At 63.3% G+C, this 17,680-nt stretch carries 16 protein-coding genes; 5 read left to right on the top strand and 11 right to left on the bottom strand.

Annotation, left to right across the window (positions count from 1 at the left end; all coding sequences use genetic code 11):
- The first annotated feature begins 152 nt into the window (after nt 1–152).
- Nucleotides 153–767, top strand: a complete 615-nt coding sequence (locus GGR61_RS09820) for a glutathione binding-like protein (RefSeq protein ID WP_184621280.1) — start codon at nt 153–155, stop codon at nt 765–767.
- A 171-nt stretch (nt 768–938) separates the two neighbouring features.
- Here the strand turns inward: GGR61_RS09820 and GGR61_RS09825 are convergent, their stop codons facing one another.
- A complete protein-coding gene (locus GGR61_RS09825; RefSeq protein WP_184621281.1) occupies nt 939–1,925 on the bottom strand; it encodes a malate dehydrogenase in 987 nt (328 codons plus the stop codon).
- Nucleotides 1,926–2,040: 115 nt separating this feature from the next.
- Complete coding sequence (locus GGR61_RS09830) at nt 2,041–2,535, bottom strand: peptidylprolyl isomerase (protein ID WP_184621282.1); 495 nt, start codon at nt 2,533–2,535, stop codon at nt 2,041–2,043.
- A gap of 220 nt (nt 2,536–2,755) precedes the next feature.
- Here GGR61_RS09830 and typA point away from each other — a divergent pair, with 220 nt between their 5' ends.
- The 3 genes from typA to GGR61_RS09845 all read left to right on the top strand — a co-directional run bounded on the left by typA (nt 2,756) and on the right by GGR61_RS09845 (nt 6,768).
- On the top strand, nt 2,756–4,585 hold the full coding sequence (gene typA / locus GGR61_RS09835) for a translational GTPase TypA (protein ID WP_184406865.1): 1,830 nt from the start codon (nt 2,756–2,758) through the stop codon (nt 4,583–4,585).
- Between the two features lie 69 nt (nt 4,586–4,654).
- Nucleotides 4,655–5,074 carry a DUF2127 domain-containing protein gene (locus GGR61_RS09840; protein ID WP_184621386.1) on the top strand — a complete coding sequence of 140 codons (420 nt, stop codon included), beginning with the start codon at nt 4,655–4,657 and terminating at the stop codon, nt 5,072–5,074.
- Between the two features lie 104 nt (nt 5,075–5,178).
- Nucleotides 5,179–6,768 carry an amidase gene (locus tag GGR61_RS09845; RefSeq protein ID WP_184621387.1) on the top strand — a complete coding sequence of 530 codons (1,590 nt, stop codon included), beginning with the start codon at nt 5,179–5,181 and terminating at the stop codon, nt 6,766–6,768.
- Here GGR61_RS09845 and GGR61_RS09850 read toward each other — a convergent pair.
- Both GGR61_RS09850 and GGR61_RS09855 read right to left on the bottom strand, forming a co-directional pair.
- The gene (locus tag GGR61_RS09850; protein ID WP_184621283.1) at nt 6,758–7,885 is read right to left on the bottom strand and encodes a mechanosensitive ion channel domain-containing protein; all 1,128 of its coding nucleotides are present in this window, start codon (nt 7,883–7,885) and stop codon (nt 6,758–6,760) included. The genes GGR61_RS09845 and GGR61_RS09850 overlap by 11 nt on opposite strands.
- Before the next feature lie 85 nt (nt 7,886–7,970).
- A complete protein-coding gene (locus GGR61_RS09855) occupies nt 7,971–9,368 on the bottom strand; it encodes a 3-deoxy-7-phosphoheptulonate synthase class II (RefSeq protein ID WP_184621284.1) in 1,398 nt (465 codons plus the stop codon).
- A 241-nt stretch (nt 9,369–9,609) separates the two neighbouring features.
- Between GGR61_RS09855 and GGR61_RS09860 the strand changes: the two genes are divergently transcribed.
- Nucleotides 9,610–11,736: a TonB-dependent receptor gene (locus tag GGR61_RS09860; RefSeq protein ID WP_184621285.1), complete on the top strand. Its 2,127-nt coding sequence runs from the start codon at nt 9,610–9,612 to the stop codon at nt 11,734–11,736.
- A 403-nt stretch (nt 11,737–12,139) separates the two neighbouring features.
- Here the strand turns inward: GGR61_RS09860 and GGR61_RS09865 are convergent, their stop codons facing one another.
- From GGR61_RS09865 to secY, 7 genes are all read right to left on the bottom strand, one after another.
- On the bottom strand, nt 12,140–12,658 hold the full coding sequence (locus tag GGR61_RS09865) for a disulfide bond formation protein B (protein ID WP_184621286.1): 519 nt from the start codon (nt 12,656–12,658) through the stop codon (nt 12,140–12,142).
- Between the two features lie 302 nt (nt 12,659–12,960).
- Nucleotides 12,961–13,344: a 50S ribosomal protein L17 gene (rplQ, locus tag GGR61_RS09870; RefSeq protein WP_003486665.1), complete on the bottom strand. Its 384-nt coding sequence runs from the start codon at nt 13,342–13,344 to the stop codon at nt 12,961–12,963.
- A 181-nt stretch (nt 13,345–13,525) separates the two neighbouring features.
- Nucleotides 13,526–14,524, bottom strand: coding sequence for a DNA-directed RNA polymerase subunit alpha (rpoA, locus tag GGR61_RS09875; RefSeq protein WP_002811635.1), 999 nt, complete (start codon nt 14,522–14,524; stop codon nt 13,526–13,528).
- A 53-nt stretch (nt 14,525–14,577) separates the two neighbouring features.
- Nucleotides 14,578–15,204 carry a 30S ribosomal protein S4 gene (gene rpsD, locus GGR61_RS09880; RefSeq protein ID WP_002811641.1) on the bottom strand — a complete coding sequence of 209 codons (627 nt, stop codon included), beginning with the start codon at nt 15,202–15,204 and terminating at the stop codon, nt 14,578–14,580.
- Nucleotides 15,205–15,219: 15 nt separating this feature from the next.
- On the bottom strand, nt 15,220–15,612 hold the full coding sequence (gene rpsK / locus GGR61_RS09885) for a 30S ribosomal protein S11 (protein WP_003486671.1): 393 nt from the start codon (nt 15,610–15,612) through the stop codon (nt 15,220–15,222).
- Between the two features lie 10 nt (nt 15,613–15,622).
- Nucleotides 15,623–15,979, bottom strand: a complete 357-nt coding sequence (rpsM, locus tag GGR61_RS09890) for a 30S ribosomal protein S13 (RefSeq protein ID WP_003486672.1) — start codon at nt 15,977–15,979, stop codon at nt 15,623–15,625.
- 333 nt (nt 15,980–16,312) lie between these two features.
- Nucleotides 16,313–17,680, bottom strand: a complete 1,368-nt coding sequence (secY, locus tag GGR61_RS09895) for a preprotein translocase subunit SecY (RefSeq protein ID WP_016900648.1) — start codon at nt 17,678–17,680, stop codon at nt 16,313–16,315.

Raw genomic sequence — 17,680 nt, forward strand, 5'->3', positions numbered from 1 at the left:
CGCGCATTCGACCCACTCAGTGTTTGATCTGGACTTCTGACGGCATCCACCAAGATACGGCCGACAAACCACTGCACTCACTGACAGGCGCTCGCTCGCCAGGTTTTGTTAGCTGCTCTAAGCTTGCAGCTTCATCCCTGCGTGGACTGTCCATGAAGCTCTACACCAAGCCCGGCGCGTGTTCGCTGGCAGATCACATCGTGTTGCGTTGGTCCGGCCTGCCGTTCGAGCTGACCGTGGTCGATGCGGCAACGATGAAATCGCCCGACTATTTGCGCCTCAATCCAGCCGGCGCGGTTCCGTTACTGGTGGTCGACGACTGGGCGCTGACCCAGAACGCCGCCATCCTGAACTACATCGCCGACATCGCCCCGCTCACCGGCTTGTCCGGCGACGGCACCGCGCGCAGCCGTGCAGAAATCAATCGCTGGATCGCCTTCGCCAATGCCGACGTGCATCCGACCTTCAAGCCGATCTTCGGCAGCACCGCGTATCTGCAGGACGAGGCGCTGATTACACGCAGTCACGAAGATGCACGCGCCAAGCTGCGCACCTTGTATGCACGCGTCGATACGCATCTGCAGGGACGCACCTGGCTGGCCAGCGACGCCCATACCGGCGCCGACGCGTATCTGTTCGTGACCTTGCTGTGGGCGAAGAAGGTTGGCGTGGATCTGAGTGGCCTGGATGCACTGGAGGCATTTGTGCAGCGCATGCTGGCCGATGTCGACGTGCAAGCCGCATTGCAGGCCGAAGGCCTGGCCTGAGCCGATCGCCACACGCGATGCAGGAGAGGCTGCATTGCATCGCAACGCACCGGTATCGCATCGCGCGGCCGCCAGCCTGCGCAGGCACCATCTGCACCGCACCGAACAGGTGAGGCACAAATGAAAACGCCGGGCAATGCCCGGCGTTTTCATTTCATCTACTGCACAGACTCAGCCCAGCAGGTGCGACACGCCGCTGCGCTCTTCTTCCAGTTCGGCCAGGGTCTTGTCGATGTACTTCTGGCTGAAGTCGTCGATCGGCAGATCCTTGACCAGGGTGTACTGGCCGTTCTCGGTGGTCACCGGGAAGCCGAAGATCACGCCTTCCGGAATGCCGTAGGAGCCGTCGGACGGCACACCCATCGTCACCCACTTGCCATTGCTGCCCAGCACCCAATCACGCACGTGATCGATGGCGGCATTGGCGGCCGACGCCGCCGAGGACAGGCCGCGCGCTTCGATGATCGCCGCGCCGCGCTTGCCCACGGTCGGGATGAAGGTGGACGCGTTCCATTCCTGGTCGTTGATCGCATCGCCGATGGACGCGCCATCGGCGGTGGCGAAACGGTAGTCCGGGTACATGGTCGGGCTGTGGTTGCCCCACACCACCAGCTTCTCGATGCCACCGACCGGCTTGCCGAGCTTTTGCGACAGCTGGCTCAGCGCACGGTTGTGGTCCAGACGCAGCATGGCGGTGAAGTTCTTCGGGTTCAGATCCGGGGCCGACTTCATCGCGATATAGGCGTTGGTGTTGGCCGGGTTGCCGACCACCAGCACCTTGACGTCACGCTTGGCGACCTTGTTCAGGGCAGCGCCCTGCGCGGTGAAGATCTTGGCGTTCTCCAGCAGCAGGTCCTTGCGCTCCATGCCCGGGCCGCGCGGACGCGCACCGACCAGCAGGGCGACGTCGATGTCCTTGAACGCCACTTCGGCGTCGTCGGTGCCGACCACGCCGGCCAGCAGCGGGAATGCGCAGTCTTCCAGCTCCATGATCACGCCCTTGAGCGCGGCCTGGGCCTTTTCGTTGGACAGTTCCAGCAATTGCAGGATCACCGGCTGATCCTTGCCCAGCATTTCGCCGGAGGCGATGCGGAACAGCAGGGCATAGCCGATCTGGCCGGCAGCGCCGGTCACAGCAACACGAACGGGTGCTTTCATGGGGAGTTTCCTCTGCTAAAAAACATGGGTGAAGATGCACGCTGGCGGGGCGCAAGGCCTGGCGGCGCGCAGTGACAAACAAACGGCCGCACATGGCGGCCGTTCGGAGAAGACATCAGGCGGCGAGGATCTTGTTCCACTCCGCAACGCGGTCGGCCTTGGCGGCCAGCACGGCGTCGGTATCGCCTTCGATGGTCACCTTGTTGATCACATCGCCCTGGGCGACGGCATCGACCACGTCCAGACCCTGGGTGACCTTGCCGAACACGGTGTGCTTGCCGTCCAGCCAGTTGGTGGCGACATGGGTGATGAAGAACTGGCTGCCGTTGGTGTTCGGGCCGGCATTGGCCATGGACAGCACGCCGCGGTCGTGCCCGATGCCGTTGTTGGCTTCGTCTTCGAAACGGTAGCCCGGGCCACCGCGACCGGAACCTTCCGGGCAACCGCCCTGAATCATGAAGTCGGCAATGACGCGGTGGAAGCTCAGGCCGTCATAGAAGCCGCGCTGGACCAGGTTGACGAAGTTGGCAACGGTCAGCGGCGCCTTGTCGGCGAACAGCTCGACCACGATCGGGCCACGGGAGGTGTCGAAATGGGCAATCAGGGACATGGAAATCCTTGCAGGTTTCAGGGTGTACGACAGTCCATTAGGATACACCCGGGCGCGCAGGCGTCCGTGCAGCTTGAGACCATCGTCGGGGGGTGGCAGGGAAAGCTGAATAGGCATCCCGGAGCACATCGACGCCGGACGCAACGGCACGGCAATGAAACCGCTATAATGTTGGGCTTACCTCATCTCAAGACTGGCGCCAGACAGGGGCCCTTTCCGCATGTCCATTGAAAAACTCCGCAATATCGCCATCGTCGCGCACGTCGACCACGGCAAGACCACCCTCGTCGACTGCCTGCTGAAGCAGTCCGGCACCCTGTCCGAACGCACCGTGTTGGCTGAGCGCGTGATGGACAGCAATGATCAGGAAAAGGAACGTGGCATCACGATCCTGGCCAAGAACACGGCCATCACCTGGAACGGCAACCGCATCAACATCGTCGACACCCCAGGACACGCCGACTTCGGTGGCGAAGTCGAGCGCGTGCTGTCGATGGTGGACTCGGTGCTGATCCTGGTCGACGCGATGGACGGCCCGATGCCGCAGACCCGCTTCGTGACCCAGAAGGCGTTCGCGATGGGCTTCAAGCCGATCGTGGTGGTCAACAAGATCGACCGTCCCGGCGCACGCCCGGATTGGGTGATCGACCAGGTGTTCGACCTGTTCGACAAGCTCGGCGCAACCGACGAGCAGCTGGACTTCCCGATCGTCTACACCTCCGCGTTGAACGGCTACGCCAGCCTGGATTCGGACGTGCGCGACGGCGACATGACCCCGCTGTACGAAGCGATCATGCAGCACGTGTCGGCACCGGACGTGGATCCGGACGGCCCGTTCCAGATGCGCATCAGCCAGCTCGATTACAACAACTTCGTCGGCGTGATCGGCATCGGCCGCATCCAGCGCGGCGTGCTGAAGAAGAACATGCCGGTCAGCGTGATCGACCGCGAAGGCAAGAAGCGCCAGGGCAAGGTACTGCAGGTGCTCGGCTTCCTGGGCCTGGAGCGGATCGAGCAGGACACCGCCGAGGCCGGCGACATCGTCGCCATCTCCGGCGTGGCCGAGCTGACCATTTCCGACACCGTGTGCGCGCTCGACGCGCCGGAAGGCCTGCCGCCGCTGACCGTGGACGAGCCGACCATCTCGATGACCTTCCAGGTCAACAACTCGCCGTTCGCCGGCAACAAGGACCTGTCCGGTGGCAAGTTCCTGACCAGCCGCCAGCTGCGCGACCGTCTGGACCGCGAGAAGGTGCACAACGTAGCGCTGAAGGTCGAGGAAGGTTCCGACGCCGACAAGTTCCTGGTCTCCGGCCGTGGCGAACTGCATCTGTCGGTGCTGATCGAAAACATGCGTCGCGAAGGCTATGAGCTGGCCGTGTCGCGCCCCGAAGTCATCATCAAGGAAATCGACGGCAAGCAGATGGAGCCGATCGAACAGCTGGTGGTGGACATCGAAGAACAGCACCAGGGCGGCGTGATGGAAAAGCTGGGCACCCGCAAGGGCCAGCTGAAGAACATGGAGCCGGACGGCAAGGGCCGCGTGCGTCTGGATTACATGATCCCGGCGCGTGGCCTGATCGGCTTCCAGAACGAATTCCGCACCCTGACCCAGGGGTCGGGCCTGCTGTTCCACGTGTTCGACCATTACGGCCCGAAGGAACAGGGCGCGATCGCCAAGCGCCAGAACGGCGTGATGATTGCCAACGCACCGGGCGCGACGCCGGCCTACGCGCTGGGACCGTTGGAAGAGCGTGGCCGTCTGTTCGCCGCTGAAGGCGACAACGTGTACGAAGGCCAGCTGATCGGTATCCACTCCAAGGACAACGATCTGACCGTCAACGCGATCAAGACCAAGCCGCTGACCAACATGCGCGCTTCGGGCAAGGACGATGCGATCAAGCTGACCCCGGCGATCAAGTACACGCTGGAACAGGCCCTGGACTTCATCGAGGACGACGAGCTGGTCGAAGTCACCCCGAAGGAAATCCGCCTGCGCAAGAAGTTCCTGACCGAAAGCGACCGTAAGCGCGCTGGCCGTTCCGGCTGAGTTGTCAGGCCGACACGCGTGAGCGATAAGCCCTACAGCCCGGATCCGCGCGCGCATCCGGGGCTGCATGTGATCGCCTTGCTAGAGGCGGTCAAGGGGGCGCTTGCGCTGTTGGCGGCGACGGGCCTGGAACTTCTGGGCCCGCTCCCGCTGCAACACGCGGTCAGCACGCTGATCCGCCGTTTCAGTCTGGATCCCGACCACGGCGCACTGCCGTCGTTGCTCAAGACCATCAGCCCCGATGCGGTGCATCTGGCCGCCGCCGCCATGCTGGCCTACGGCCTGCTGCATGTGGTGGAAGCCTGGGGTCTGTGGCGTGCCAAGGCATGGGCCTCGCTGCTGGGCTGCCTGTCGGCGGCCATCTACCTGCCGTTCGATATCTACGCCATCGTCCGTCATCCCGGCTGGACCGCCTGGGGCGTCCTGGCGATCAATCTGATCGTTGTCGGCGTGCTGGCACGCGATCTGATCAAGCGCCGACGTCGCTGACGCACTTGCCCGTTGCGGGCAGCTCAAAGACGTTGTCACCCCGACGCAGCGCCATTAGCCTGCGAACACGCCTCCGGGGATGACCGCCAATGCGATGCACCACCTTGTCCTTCGCGCTGCTGTTTGCGCTGTGCGGCTGTGCGCATGCCGATGGCCCCGCGCCTACGTCGGCACCGACGGCCCGCCAACCCGATCTGATCGAAGCCGACGTCGCCAGCCTGCAGGCACGCATGAGCGCCGGCCAGGGCAGCAGCCTGGAACTGACGCGCGCCTACCTGCAACGCATCGCGACCATCGATCGGGCCGGCCCCACGCTCAACGCGGTGATCGAACTCAATCCGCAGGCCGAAGCCGAGGCCCGTGCGCTCGACGCCGAACGCCGTCGCGGCCATGTGCGCGGGCCGTTGCACGGCATCCCGATGCTGCTCAAGGACAACATCGATGCGCTGCCGATGGTCAACAGCGCAGGCTCGCTGGCCCTGGCCGAGTTTCGCCCCGCGCGCGACGCATTTCTGGTGCAGCGCCTGCGCAACGCCGGCGCGGTGATCCTGGGCAAGACCAACCTGAGCGAATGGGCCAACTTTCGCTCCACCCAATCCAGCTCCGGCTGGAGCGCGCGCGGCGGCCTGACCCGCAATCCGTACGCGCTGGATCGCAACCCCTGCGGCTCCAGCGCCGGCACCGGCGCGGCGATTGCCGCCAGCCTGGCCACGGTGGGCATCGGCACCGAAACCGATGGCAGCATCACCTGCCCGGCCTCGGTGAACGGCTTGGTCGGGCTCAAACCGACCGTGGGCCTGGTCAGCCGCGACGGCATCGTTCCGATCTCTGCCAGCCAGGACACCGCCGGCCCGATGACGCGCAGCGTCGCCGATGCCGCCGCGCTGCTGCAGGCGATTGCCGCACCCGATCCGCAGGATCCGGCCACGCGCAATGCGCCCACGTCCATACCGAACTATCTTGCCCACCTCAAACCCGATGGCCTGCGCGGTGCACGCCTGGGCCTGCTGCGCAATCCCCTGCGCGAGGATCCCGCGATCGCCGCCACATTGGATCGCGCCGTACAGACCCTGCGCGCGGCAGGCGCCACGGTGATCGAAACCAGCCTGGCAACCGATGGCCAATGGGACGCGGCCGAGCAAACGGTCTTATTGGTCGAATTCAAGGCCGGCTTGAACGCGTATCTGCGCAGCCGCACCGCACCGGTGTCGAGCCTGGACCAGCTGATCGCCTTCAACCGCGCGCATGCCCAGCGCGAGATGCCCTACTTCGCGCAGGAGTTGTTCGAGCAGGCGCAAGCTGCACGCGGTCTCGACGATGCGGGCTATCTGCACGCGCGCGCCCTGGCCAAACGACTGGCAGGCACGGACGGCATCGACGCCGCATTGCAGGCCCATCGCCTGGACGCGTTGATCGTGCCCACCACCGGCGCGGCCTGGATCACCGACCTGGTCAAGGGCGACACCTTCCCGGGTGCCGGCTACGGTGCGCCAGCCGTGGCCGGCTATCCCAGCCTCAGCGTGCCGATGGGGCAGACCCAGGGCCTGCCGCTCGGCCTGTTGTTCATCGGCACGGCCTGGAGCGAGCCGCGCCTGATCGAGCTTGCCTACGCGTACGAGCAACGTAGCCGTGCGCGTTTCGCACCCAGCTACGCAGCAAGCGTGCCGGCCGCGACGCCCGCGTCTAAACCGTAGCCGCAGGCTCGCCGTCTTCGGCACCGGGCGAACGCACGCTCTCCTGGGCGATCGGCTCGGCCGCGTGCGCCAGCGGTTTTTCCTGCGCAGCGATTTCGGCGCGGATGCGCGGCAATGCGTAGGCATGCTCGCGGGTCAGGAAGTCGATCATGCGCTCGCGCACCAGGCAGCGCAGATCGAATGCGTCGCCGGAATTGCGCGCGCTCACCAACAGGCGCACCTGGATGGTGTTGTCGCTGGTGTCGGTAATCTGGGTCACGCAGACACGCCCGTCCCACAGCGGCTCGCTCTGGCAGATGCGTTCCAGCTCGGCGCGTACCGCGGCGATCGGAGTGCGGTAATCCAGCCATAGAAACGCGGTGCCGAGCAGATCGGCGCTGCTGCGTGTCCAGTTCTGAAAGGGATTTTCGATGAACCAGGTCAACGGCACCACCATGCGCCGCTCGTCCCAGATGCGCACCACGACATAGGAACTGCCGATCTCTTCGATGCGCCCCCACTCGCCTTCGACGATCACCACATCGTCCAGCCGGATCGGTTGGGTCAAGGCAATCTGCAGACCGGCGATCAGGTTGCCGAACACTGGCTTGGCCGCAATACCGGCCACCAGGCCGATGATGCCGGCCGACGCCAGCAAGGTCTTGCCGATCTGGCGTACCTGCGGAAACGTCAGCAACACCACCGAGATGCCGAGCAGGATCATTGTCCCCATCACCACCCGGCTCAACACGCGCGTCTGGGTCTGGATGCGCCGTGCGGTGAGGTTGTCGGACACTTCGATCGGGTTGCTGCGCAGGATCGCCGCCTCGCCGGCAGCCACTGCACGCACCAGCAACCAGGTCACGCACCCGACAATGCCGACATGCAGCAGATGTTGCACCGCCGACAGCGCCTTGTCGGCCAGCGGCGTTGCCTCGGTGGCTGCAGACAGGAACAGCAACGGCAGGATGAATGCCGCTGGCAAGGTGACCACGCGAATGATGCGCGCGCGGCGGTAATCGCGGCCCTGCATGCGGCGAAACAGCCACAGCATCAACGACCAGGTGACAACGCCCGCCAGTAGCGCGGCGCCAAGCGGGATTGCGTATTCGCGGATGACGTTCCAATCGGCAGTCAAACCGTTCCTCCTGTGGGGGAAAAGAGGGATGGCTGCAACATCATGCCGCACGCGGCATGAGCATCACGTCATGCGCACAGACGCATCATGCACCCAACGGCTGCGCAGCCACCTGTTGCTGCTTGCGCACGATCGCCATCGCAATCTCCAGCGACTGCTCGTAATTCAGGCGTGGATCCACACTGGAGCGATAGGCACGTTCCAGATCGCGCTCGGTTAATTCGCGCGCACCACCGGTGCATTCGGTGACGTCTTCGCCGGTGAGTTCCAGATGCACGCCGCCCAGCCGCGTGCCGGCCGCCGCATGCAGGTCGAACGACAACTCGACCTCGCTGCGGATGTTGTCGAAACGCCGTGTTTTGTAGCCATTTCCGGTGCTTTCGGTATTGCCGTGCATCGCATCGCACACCCACAACACCCGCCGCCCGTCGCGCTTGACCGCATCCAGCAACGGCGGCAACTTCTCGGCGATCTGCGCCGCCCCCATCCGATGGATAAAGCTCAATCGGCCGGGTTCGTCTTCCGGATTGAGCACGTCGATCAGGCGCAGCAGCTGATCCGGCTGCACCGACGGCCCCACCTTGATCGCAATCGGATTGCGTACGCCACGCAGATATTCCACATGCGCACCATCGAGCGCGGCGGTGCGCATGCCGATCCACGGGTAATGCGTGCTCAGGTTGAACCAGCCCCACTGGCGCGGCACCTGACGGGTCAGGCCTTCTTCGTAGGGCAGCAACAGCGCTTCGTGCGAGGTGTAGAAATCGATGCGATTGAGGTTGTACACCTCCGACCCGGACAGGGTTTCCATGAAACGCACCGCATCGCCGATCGAAGACACCATCTTCTGGTAGTCCGCCGCCAGCGGCGAATAGCCCACCCAGTCCAGATTCCAGTATTCGGGGTGATGCAGGTCGGCGAAGCCGCCATCGATCAAGGCGCGCACGAAGTTCATCGTCATCGCCGAGCGCGAATGCGCAGTGATCATGCGGCGCGGATCCGGCACGCGCGCCGCTTCGGTAAAGGCCGGCGCGTTGATCACATCGCCGCGGTAGCTCGGCAAGGTCACTCCATCGCGGGTTTCGGTATCGGCCGAGCGCGGCTTGGCGTACTGGCCGGCAAAACGGCCCACGCGCACCACCGGCAGGCGCAAGCCGTGCACCAGCACCAGGCTCATTTGCAGCAGCACCTTCAGGCGATTGGAGATCGTGCCCGATTCGCAATCACTGAAATTTTCTGCGCAGTCGCCACCTTGCAGCAGGAAGCGCTTGCCCTCCTGCGCTTCGGCCAGCTGGCGTTTGAGCGCGAAGATCTCCCACGAGGTCACCAGCGGCGGCAACTGCCCCAACTCGTCCATGGCCGCCTGCAATGCAGCCTGGTCCGGGTAAACCGGCAGTTGCAGCGCAGGTTTGCCACGCCAGCTGTCCGGCGACCACGATGCGGCAGCGGAGTCGGAAACGGGAGAGGGGGCGGAAAGATTCATGGCAATGCTCCTGGACAGCCTGCGATGGTGGCAGAGCCTGACCGCCACGCAAAGCATCGGCGCATCCGATTCCGGCAGCGCTGCGCCGCCATGTACCGCCCATGCAGGCGTGGCAAGGCGGACGCGACTGAACGGCAAGCAAAGCCTCACGGCCCGGCATGACTTTCGGCCTACGCCAGCGTGCGCGCGGAAGCGGAGTGTTATGAAGTAACACATCTCCCCACGCCGCCTCGCCACTGCCATGACTCCTCGCCTCCTCTCCGCCGCCATCGTCTCCGTTCTGCTGGCCACCCCGACCGGCGCCGCACTTGCCGCCGACGTCGCGCCTGAACGCACCACCGATCTGGACACCGTCAACGTCATCGCCAAGCTCGAAGCCGCGCGCAATGCGCTGTCGCCGGATATCGGCAGCAGCCAATACGTCATCACCGCCGAGGACATCGATCGCCTGCCGCTCGGCGCCTCCACACCGCTCAATCAGGTGCTGCTGCAGGCGCCCGGCGTGGTGCAGGATTCGTATGGCAGCATCCACGTGCGCGGCGACCACGCCAATCTGCAATACCGCATCAATGGCGTGATGATTCCCGAATCCATCTCCGGCTTCGGCCAGAGTCTGGAGCCGCGCATCATCAAGAACATCAAACTGCTCGACGGCGCACTGCCGGCTCAGTTCGGCGACCGTACCGCCGCCGTGGTCGACATCACCACCAAGAATGGCGCCGAGTTGGGCAATGGCGGAAGCGTGGGGATCACCGGCGGCTCCTTCGGCACGGTCAACCCGAATGCCTCGCTGTGGGGCAGCAACGGGCGCTGGAGCTGGTTCGTCACCGGCGACTACGAACAGAACAAGCACGGCCTGGAGAACCCGGTCGACAGCCGCTCGCCGGATCACGACACCACCCACCAAGGCAAGGGCTTTGCCGACCTGAGCTATCTGATCGACGAAAACACCCGTCTCAGCCTGTTGGTCGGTTACGCCAACAACCGCTTCCAGATCCCCAACAATCCCGGCCAGACACCCGCCTTCGACTATCTGGGCACCACCGACTTCGACTCATCTGCCCTTGACGAAAACCAACGCGAGAACACCCGCTTCGGCACCTTGGCCCTGCAAGGCATGCTCGGCGACACCAGCTACCAGCTCTCTGCCGGCCAGCGGTACAGCAGCGTGGCGTTCTCGCCCGACGTTGCCGGCGACCTGATCTTCAACGGAGTGGCCTCGCAGGTAGCTCGCAGCAACCGCTCCAATACGGTGCAAGCCGATTTCTCCACCCCCTGGGGCGGCGGCGCGCACACCTTGCGCTATGGCCTGTACGGCAACTTCGAACACGCCAGCGCCAGCAACGATTCCTATGCCTTCCCCGCCGACGAAGACGGCAACCAGACCAGCAACACGCCGCTGTTCATTCCCGATGGCAGTCGCTTTCATGCCAGCACCTACGCGCTGTACCTGCAGGACGAATGGAAAATCGGCGACGACTGGACCGTCAATTACGGCGTCCGTGGCGACAAGTACAAGGCCTTCGGCAACACCGAAGGCCAGCTCAGCCCTCGCTTGGGCGTGGTCTGGCGCGCCAGTGACAGCACCACCGTGCATGCCGGCTACGCACGCTACTTCACCCCGCCGGCCAGCGAGTTGATCTCCACCAGCGACATCGCGCTGTACGACGGCACCACCAATCAGCAATCCACCGATGGCGGCTCGACCACGCCACTGAGCGAACGCAGCGATTACTACGATCTGGGCATCTCGCAAGCGGTCGGCGAGCATCTGACCCTGGGCCTGGATACCTACTATCGCAAAGCCGACCGGCTGCAGGACGAGGGCCAGTTTGGCGCAGCCTACGTCTATTCCACCTTCAACTACCGCTACGGCCGTATCCGTGGCGCCGAGTTCAGCGCCGACTACAGCAACGGCCCGGTGACGGCGTATTTCAACGTTGCCTACAGCAAGGCGATGGGCAAGCGGGTCATGACCAGCCTGTACAACTTCGACCCGGATGCACTGGCCTACGCTTACAACAACTGGATCCATCTGGATCACGACCAGAAGCTGACGTCCTCCGGCGGCATCAATTACGCCATCGACGACAGCAGCAGGATCGGCGCCAACTACCTGTACGGCAGCGGCCTACGCACCGATACCGACACCGTACCCAACGGCGCTGCGTTGCCGTCGTACTTCCAGTTGAACCTCAGTGCCGGCCACGACTTCGCCGTCAGTGCGCATCCGCTGCACGCACAGCTGGCGGTGCTCAACGTGCTAGATCGCAGCTACCAGCTCCGCGATGGCGGTGGCATCGGCGTGTTCGCGCCGCAATGGGCACCACGCCGCGGGGTCTATCTGAGTCTGCAGCAGGACTTCTGACCGCCGAGCAGGAACAGCGGACGGACCTGACAGAAGCAGGTCCGTCAGACTGCAGGACCCGGCGCGCCGGCTGGATCGATTGGCGTGGCGATTGCCTTACCGTCAACCGCTCAGCCCGCCAGCGGAAAAGCTCGTTTGCCAGGCTGGCTCGTTGGCGCTTACGCCCATCGCTCGATGCGCTCTGCACGCATTGATGCAATCCTAGGCGTACAGTCCCTCAACGGCGGCGTTCTTCGTGCATTCAACGACGAATGCATGAACGACGCGAGGCTGTCGATCCCTCGAACGATCGAGGTCAGGGCGACAACCTTGGCCAACTCACCCTGTAACGCGAATCCCCACCGATCGACACCAACGCTCACGGCACGCAAGTATCTTCTGCATCCGCACAACGCATCACCGATCAGTGATGGACCGAACTCCGCCGTGCCTTGAAGCCGGCATATAGCGCCCAAAGCGCCAGCGCCACGAACCACACCATGCTCCACATCGGCATGCTCAAGCCCAGAAAACGCCAGTCGATAGTGCCGCAGTCGCCGGTGCCGGTCAGTACGGTGCGGAACACTTCGAACGGCCCCATCGTCTCGCTCAAAAAGCTCAACGGCGGCCCGCACGAGGACATCATGTCCTTGGGACGGATCTGCACCCAGACGTGCCGCGCCGCGATGCCCATGCCCACCCCGGCAGCGATGAAGCTCAGGACGCCGTGGATCTTGCGCGCGCCTGCCGCGCGTGGCCCATGCAGCGCACCGAGCAGGAACAATAGCGCCAACGCAGCAAACGCGATCCGCTGGAAAATGCACAGCGGACAAGGTTCCAGCCCAAGGTGCAACTGCACATAGATGGCGTAGCCGAGCAGACCCGCGCATGCAAGAAAGCCCAGCAGAAACTGCGCCCGAAAGCTCCAACGGAATGGATTCATCGCCACTGCTTGCCTAGGATCATTGGCCGATTATCAGCCATTGCCGTCGCCATGACCACGGATGCGGTGGATGCGGTGTCGCACACCACGTAGCACACCAGGTCCGGCGCCTATCGGCAGTGTCTTCGCGATGCTCCGCAGCAAAAAACCCGGAACGAAACAGCCGGCCAAAACGTCTCACGTGGTCGGCCTGCAACGCCACAGTAGCTATCTGATTGCTTCGACACGCTTCGCTCCGTCCGCCAATGAAAAAGCCCGGCGCAAGCCGGGCTTTTCAAGAATCTTTGCGAAGAGCGATCCGATTACTCGGCCACTTCCTCGGCGACGACCGGACGGTCGACCAGTTCGACATACGCCATCGGCGCATTGTCGCCGGCACGGAAGCCGGCCTTCAGGATGCGCAGGTAGCCGCCGGGACGGGTCGCATAACGCGGGCCCAGTTCGACGAACAGCTTACCCACCGCTTCCTTGTCGCGCAGGCGAGCGAACGCCAGACGACGATTTGCCACGCCATCGACCTTGCCGATGGTGATCAGCGGCTCGGCGACGCGACGCAGTTCCTTGGCCTTCGGCAAGGTGGTCTTGATCAGCTCGTGCTTGAACAGCGACGCGGCCATATTGCGGAACATCGCTTCGCGGTGCGCGCTGGTGCGGTTGAATTTACGACCGGATTTCTGGTGACGCATGAGTGTGATTTCCTAAGAATATTGAGACTGCTTGAGAGACGTTGTCGCCATCCTGGCGCTGTTGAATGGACTGCGGTTGGTCCGAGCCGGCCGTCCTTTGACCGGGTGTCACCGCGGGCTTTGGCCCGTCGATGTAGAAAAAACAAACATGGGCGCCCGAAGACGCCCATGTCTTGACACATTAACCAAGCATGCCGTGCTGGGCGACACCGGCCGGCGGCCAGTTCTCCAGCTTCATGCCCAGCGCAAGGCCGCGCTGTGCCAGCACTTCCTTGATTTCGGTCAGCGACTTCTTGCCAAGATTCGGGGTCTTGAGCAGCTCCACTTCGGTCTTCTGGATCAGATCGCCGATGTAGTAGATGCTCTCGGCCTTGAGGCAGTTGGCCGAACGCACGGTCAGCTCGAGGTCGTCGATCGGGCGCAGCAGCACCGGATCCACGCCGCTGGCAGCCGGCTTGGCCGCACCGCGATCGCGGTGGGTGAAATCGCCGAACACCGACAGCTGATCGCTGAGGATGTCGGCGGCGGTGCGCACGGCTTCCTCGGCATCGATCGTGCCGTTGGTTTCGATGTCGATGACGAGCTTGTCGAGGTCGGTACGCTGTTCAACGCGTGCAGCTTCCACGGCGTAGGCAACGCGACGCACCGGCGAGAACGACGCATCCAGCATCAGACGACCGATGGTACGGGTCTCTTCGTCCGGACGACGACGTGCGGCAGCCGGCTGATAGCCGAAGCCACGCTCGATCTTCAGGCGCATGTTCAGCGCCGTGTCCTTGGTCAGGTGGCAGATCACATGGTCGCCGTTGATGATCTCAACGTTGTGATCGGTCCTGATGTCGGCCGCAGTGACCGTCCCCGGACCCTGCTTGGACAACGACAGCGTTGCGCTGTCGCCACTGTGCATACGAATCGCCACGTCTTTGAGGTTGAGCAGGACGTCAAGCACGTCTTCCTGCAGCCCTTCGACCGTGGTGTACTCGTGCAGCACGCCGTCGATCTCGACCTCGGTGATCGCAAAACCCGGGATCGACGACAACAGCACACGACGCAGGGCATTGCCCAGCGTGTGCCCGTAACCGCGCTCCAAGGGCTCGATCACGACCTTTGCGCGATTGTCGGTAAGACGTTCGATCTGCGGACCACGGGGGCGCAGAACCTGGTTGGCGGTAACCGTCATGTTGCGGGGTCTCCTGCGAACCTCCGGCGGTGCCGGAGGCTCTCCAATGTGAATTACTTCGAATACAACTCGACGATCAGCGCTTCGTTGATATCCGAAGGCAGGTCAGCGCGATCCGGCACGGCCTTGAACACGCCGCTGAACTTCTTCGAATCGACTTCAACCCACGACGGCGTCATGTCGTGCTGCTCAGCCACGGTCAGGGCTTCCTGCACGCGGAGCTGCTTCTGTGCTTTTTCCGACAGCGTGATCGCATCGCCAGCCTTGATCTGGTACGAAGCCAGATTCACCGACTTGCCGTTGACCAGCACGCCACGGTGCGACACCAGCTGGCGCGCGGCCGGACGGGTGACCGCAAAGCCCATGCGATAGCAGACGTTGTCCAGACGGGTTTCCAGCAACTGCAGCAGGTTCTCGCCGGTGTTGCCCTTCTTGGTCGAGGCCTTCTTGTAGTAGTTGCGGAACTGACGCTCCAGCAAACCATAGATACGCTTGACCTTCTGCTTTTCACGCAGCTGGGTAGCATAGTCGGAGAGCTTGCCTTTGCGCGCCGCGCCGTGTTGGCCGGGCTTCTGCTCAAGCTTGCACTTGGAGTCCAGCGCACGCGCCGGGCTCTTGAGGGAAAGATCGGCGCCTTCGCGGCGGGCGAGCTTACAGGTAGGACCGATATAACGAGCCATTTCTTATCGCTCCCTTTAGACGCGACGCTTCTTCGGCGGACGGCACCCGTTGTGCGGGATTGGCGTCACGTCGATGATGTTGGTGATCTTGTAGCCCACGTTGTTCAACGAACGCACGGCCGACTCACGGCCCGGACCCGGACCCTTGATACGTACTTCCAGCGACTTCACGCCGTAGTCGAGCGCAGCGCGGCCGGCCTTTTCGGCGGCAACCTGAGCAGCGAACGGGGTCGACTTACGCGAACCACGGAAACCGGCGCCGCCGGACGTAGCCCACGACAGTGCATTGCCCTGGCGATCGGTGATGGTGACGATGGTGTTGTTGAACGAAGCGTGGACGTGGGCGACGCCGTCAGTGATGACGCGCTTGATCTTCTTCTTCGTTTTCTTTTCTGCTGGCTTTGCCATGATCTATCCCTTACTTCCTGATCGCCTTGCGCGGACCCTTACGGGTGCGGGCGTTGGTACGGGTGCGCTGACCACGCAGCGGGAGACCACGGCGATGACGCAGACCGCGATAGCAGCCCAGGTCCATCAGTCGCTTGATCGCGATACCGATTTCGCGGCGCAGGTCGCCTTCGACGACATACTTGCCGACTTCGGCGCGCAGGCGCTCGATTTCGGGTTCGGACAGATCACGAATCTTCGTGGTCGAGGTAACGCCTGCGGATTCGCAGAGCTTCTTCGAACGGGTACGGCCGATGCCGTAGATGCTTTGCAACCCGACCCAGACGTGCTTCTGGGCTGGCAGGTTGACGCCTGCAATACGCGCCATGACGCGATTCTCCAACTGAGTGATGGCCCGACAGCGCCCAGGCGCCATCCGGCAGGATGGATCAAAAGTGAACTCGGAATTGTAGCAAGGCCTCGGATTGCTTTGAAGCCCGTGGAACCAAAAAGTTCCATGGACCCGGCGTGGGGAGTGTGCCCTCGCTCCGGCGCCGGACGATGTTGATCCAGAAAACTTCTCCGAATCGCCTGTACTACTCCCGCACAGGACCACCTCGTCACACCCGCGCGCGAGACGTCGCGCGAGCCGCCCTTCTGATCGGAAGATCGTGGCCCGGGAACCAGGCCGTCTTCACGTAATGAAGCTCTAGTGTACCACTTAACTGCGGGCGAGACCGCCGCGCGAGCCGCCCTTCAGGTTGGCCTTCTTCAGCAGGCTCTCATACTGGTGCGACATCAGATGCGCCTGGATCTGCGCGATGAAGTCCATCACCACCACCACGGCGATCAGCAGCGACGTACCACCGAAGTGGAACGAAGTGCCCAGCTGCGTACGCATGATTTCCGGCAGCAGGCAGACGATCACCAGGTACAACGAACCGGCCGCCGTCAGACGCGTCAGCACGCCATCGACGTAATCGGCGGTCGCCTTGCCCGGACGGATGCCTGGGATCAGCGCCCCGGACTTCTTGAGGTTGTCGGCTGTTTCCTGCGAATTGAAGACCAACGCGGTATAGAAGAACGCAAACCCGATAATCAGCGCCGCGAACACCAACATGTGCACCGGCTCACCCGGCCCAAGCGCATTGGCGATCTTCTGCAGCCACGACCCCACGCCGCTGCCCGATGCTGCCTGACCCGACCACATCGACAACGTCGCCGGGAAGGCCAGGATGCTCGAGGCGAAGATCGGCGGAATCACACCGGCCATATTGAGCTTCAATGGCAGGAACGAGGTCTGGTTCATGTACGCGTTGCGACCGCCCTGGCGGCGCGCGTAGTTGACCGTAATCCGCCGCTGCCCGCGCTCGACAAACACCACAAACAGCGTAAACGCCAGGATGGTGATGACGATCAGCAATAGCGAAATGAAGCTCAGGTTGCCTTCGCGGAAGGCCTCCACGGTCTGGATCGCCGCCGACGGCAAACCCGCCACGATGCCTGCAAAGATGATCAGCGACACACCGTTACCGATGCCGCGCTCGGTGACCTGCTCGCCCACCCACATCAAGAAGATGGTGCCGGCGGTCAATGCAATCACTGCGGTGAGCACAAAGCCCATGCCCGGCGCATACACCACCGGAGCGCCACCCGGAGCGGTCTGATTCTGCAGTGCCAGCGCGATACTGCCGCCCTGCACCACTGCCAACAACACCGCACCAATGCGCGAATACTGGGTGATCTTGCGTCGGCCGGACTCGCCTTCCTTCTGCATCGCCTTGAGGGCGGGAAAGATATGCGTGGCCAACTGGATCACGATCGACGCCGAGATATACGGCATCACATTCAACGCAAAAATACTGAAACGGTGCAGGGCGCCGCCCGAGAACATGTTGAACATGTCCACGATGCCGCCGCCCTGCGCCTGCATCAACGAAAGCATGGCATCGGGATTGACGCCTGGCACCGGCACATAGCAGCCGATGCGGTAGACGATCAATGCCCCGAGGACGAACAGTAGCCGCTGGCGAAGTTCCGTGAACTTGCCGAGCCCGCCACCGAGGTTACCAATGCCAGCCTGCGCCAT

The organism is Xanthomonas sp. 3058, assembly GCF_014199765.1.
In the GTDB taxonomy this organism is placed as follows: domain Bacteria; phylum Pseudomonadota; class Gammaproteobacteria; order Xanthomonadales; family Xanthomonadaceae; genus Xanthomonas; species Xanthomonas campestris_B.

Excerpts from the sequence above, each read along its gene's own strand:
- GGR61_RS09855 (WP_184621284.1), bottom strand. The coding sequence starts at position 9,368 with ATGAATCTTTCCGCCCCCTCTCCCGTTTCCGACTCCGCTGCCGCATCG.
- rpsM (WP_003486672.1), bottom strand. The coding sequence starts at position 15,979 with ATGGCGCGTATTGCAGGCGTCAACCTGCCAGCCCAGAAGCACGTCTGG.
- rpsD (WP_002811641.1), bottom strand. The coding sequence starts at position 15,204 with ATGGCTCGTTATATCGGTCCTACCTGTAAGCTCGCCCGCCGCGAAGGC.
- secY (WP_016900648.1), bottom strand. The coding sequence starts at position 17,680 with ATGGCGCAGGCTGGCATTGGTAACCTCGGTGGCGGGCTCGGCAAGTTC.
- GGR61_RS09825 (WP_184621281.1), bottom strand. The coding sequence starts at position 1,925 with ATGAAAGCACCCGTTCGTGTTGCTGTGACCGGCGCTGCCGGCCAGATC.
- rpoA (WP_002811635.1), bottom strand. The coding sequence starts at position 14,524 with ATGACGGTTACCGCCAACCAGGTTCTGCGCCCCCGTGGTCCGCAGATC.
- GGR61_RS09865 (WP_184621286.1), bottom strand. The coding sequence starts at position 12,658 with ATGAATCCATTCCGTTGGAGCTTTCGGGCGCAGTTTCTGCTGGGCTTT.
- typA (WP_184406865.1), top strand. The coding sequence starts at position 2,756 with ATGTCCATTGAAAAACTCCGCAATATCGCCATCGTCGCGCACGTCGAC.
- GGR61_RS09820 (WP_184621280.1), top strand. The coding sequence starts at position 153 with ATGAAGCTCTACACCAAGCCCGGCGCGTGTTCGCTGGCAGATCACATC.
- GGR61_RS09830 (WP_184621282.1), bottom strand. The coding sequence starts at position 2,535 with ATGTCCCTGATTGCCCATTTCGACACCTCCCGTGGCCCGATCGTGGTC.
- rplQ (WP_003486665.1), bottom strand. The coding sequence starts at position 13,344 with ATGCGTCACCAGAAATCCGGTCGTAAATTCAACCGCACCAGCGCGCAC.
- rpsK (WP_003486671.1), bottom strand. The coding sequence starts at position 15,612 with ATGGCAAAGCCAGCAGAAAAGAAAACGAAGAAGAAGATCAAGCGCGTC.
- GGR61_RS09860 (WP_184621285.1), top strand. The coding sequence starts at position 9,610 with ATGACTCCTCGCCTCCTCTCCGCCGCCATCGTCTCCGTTCTGCTGGCC.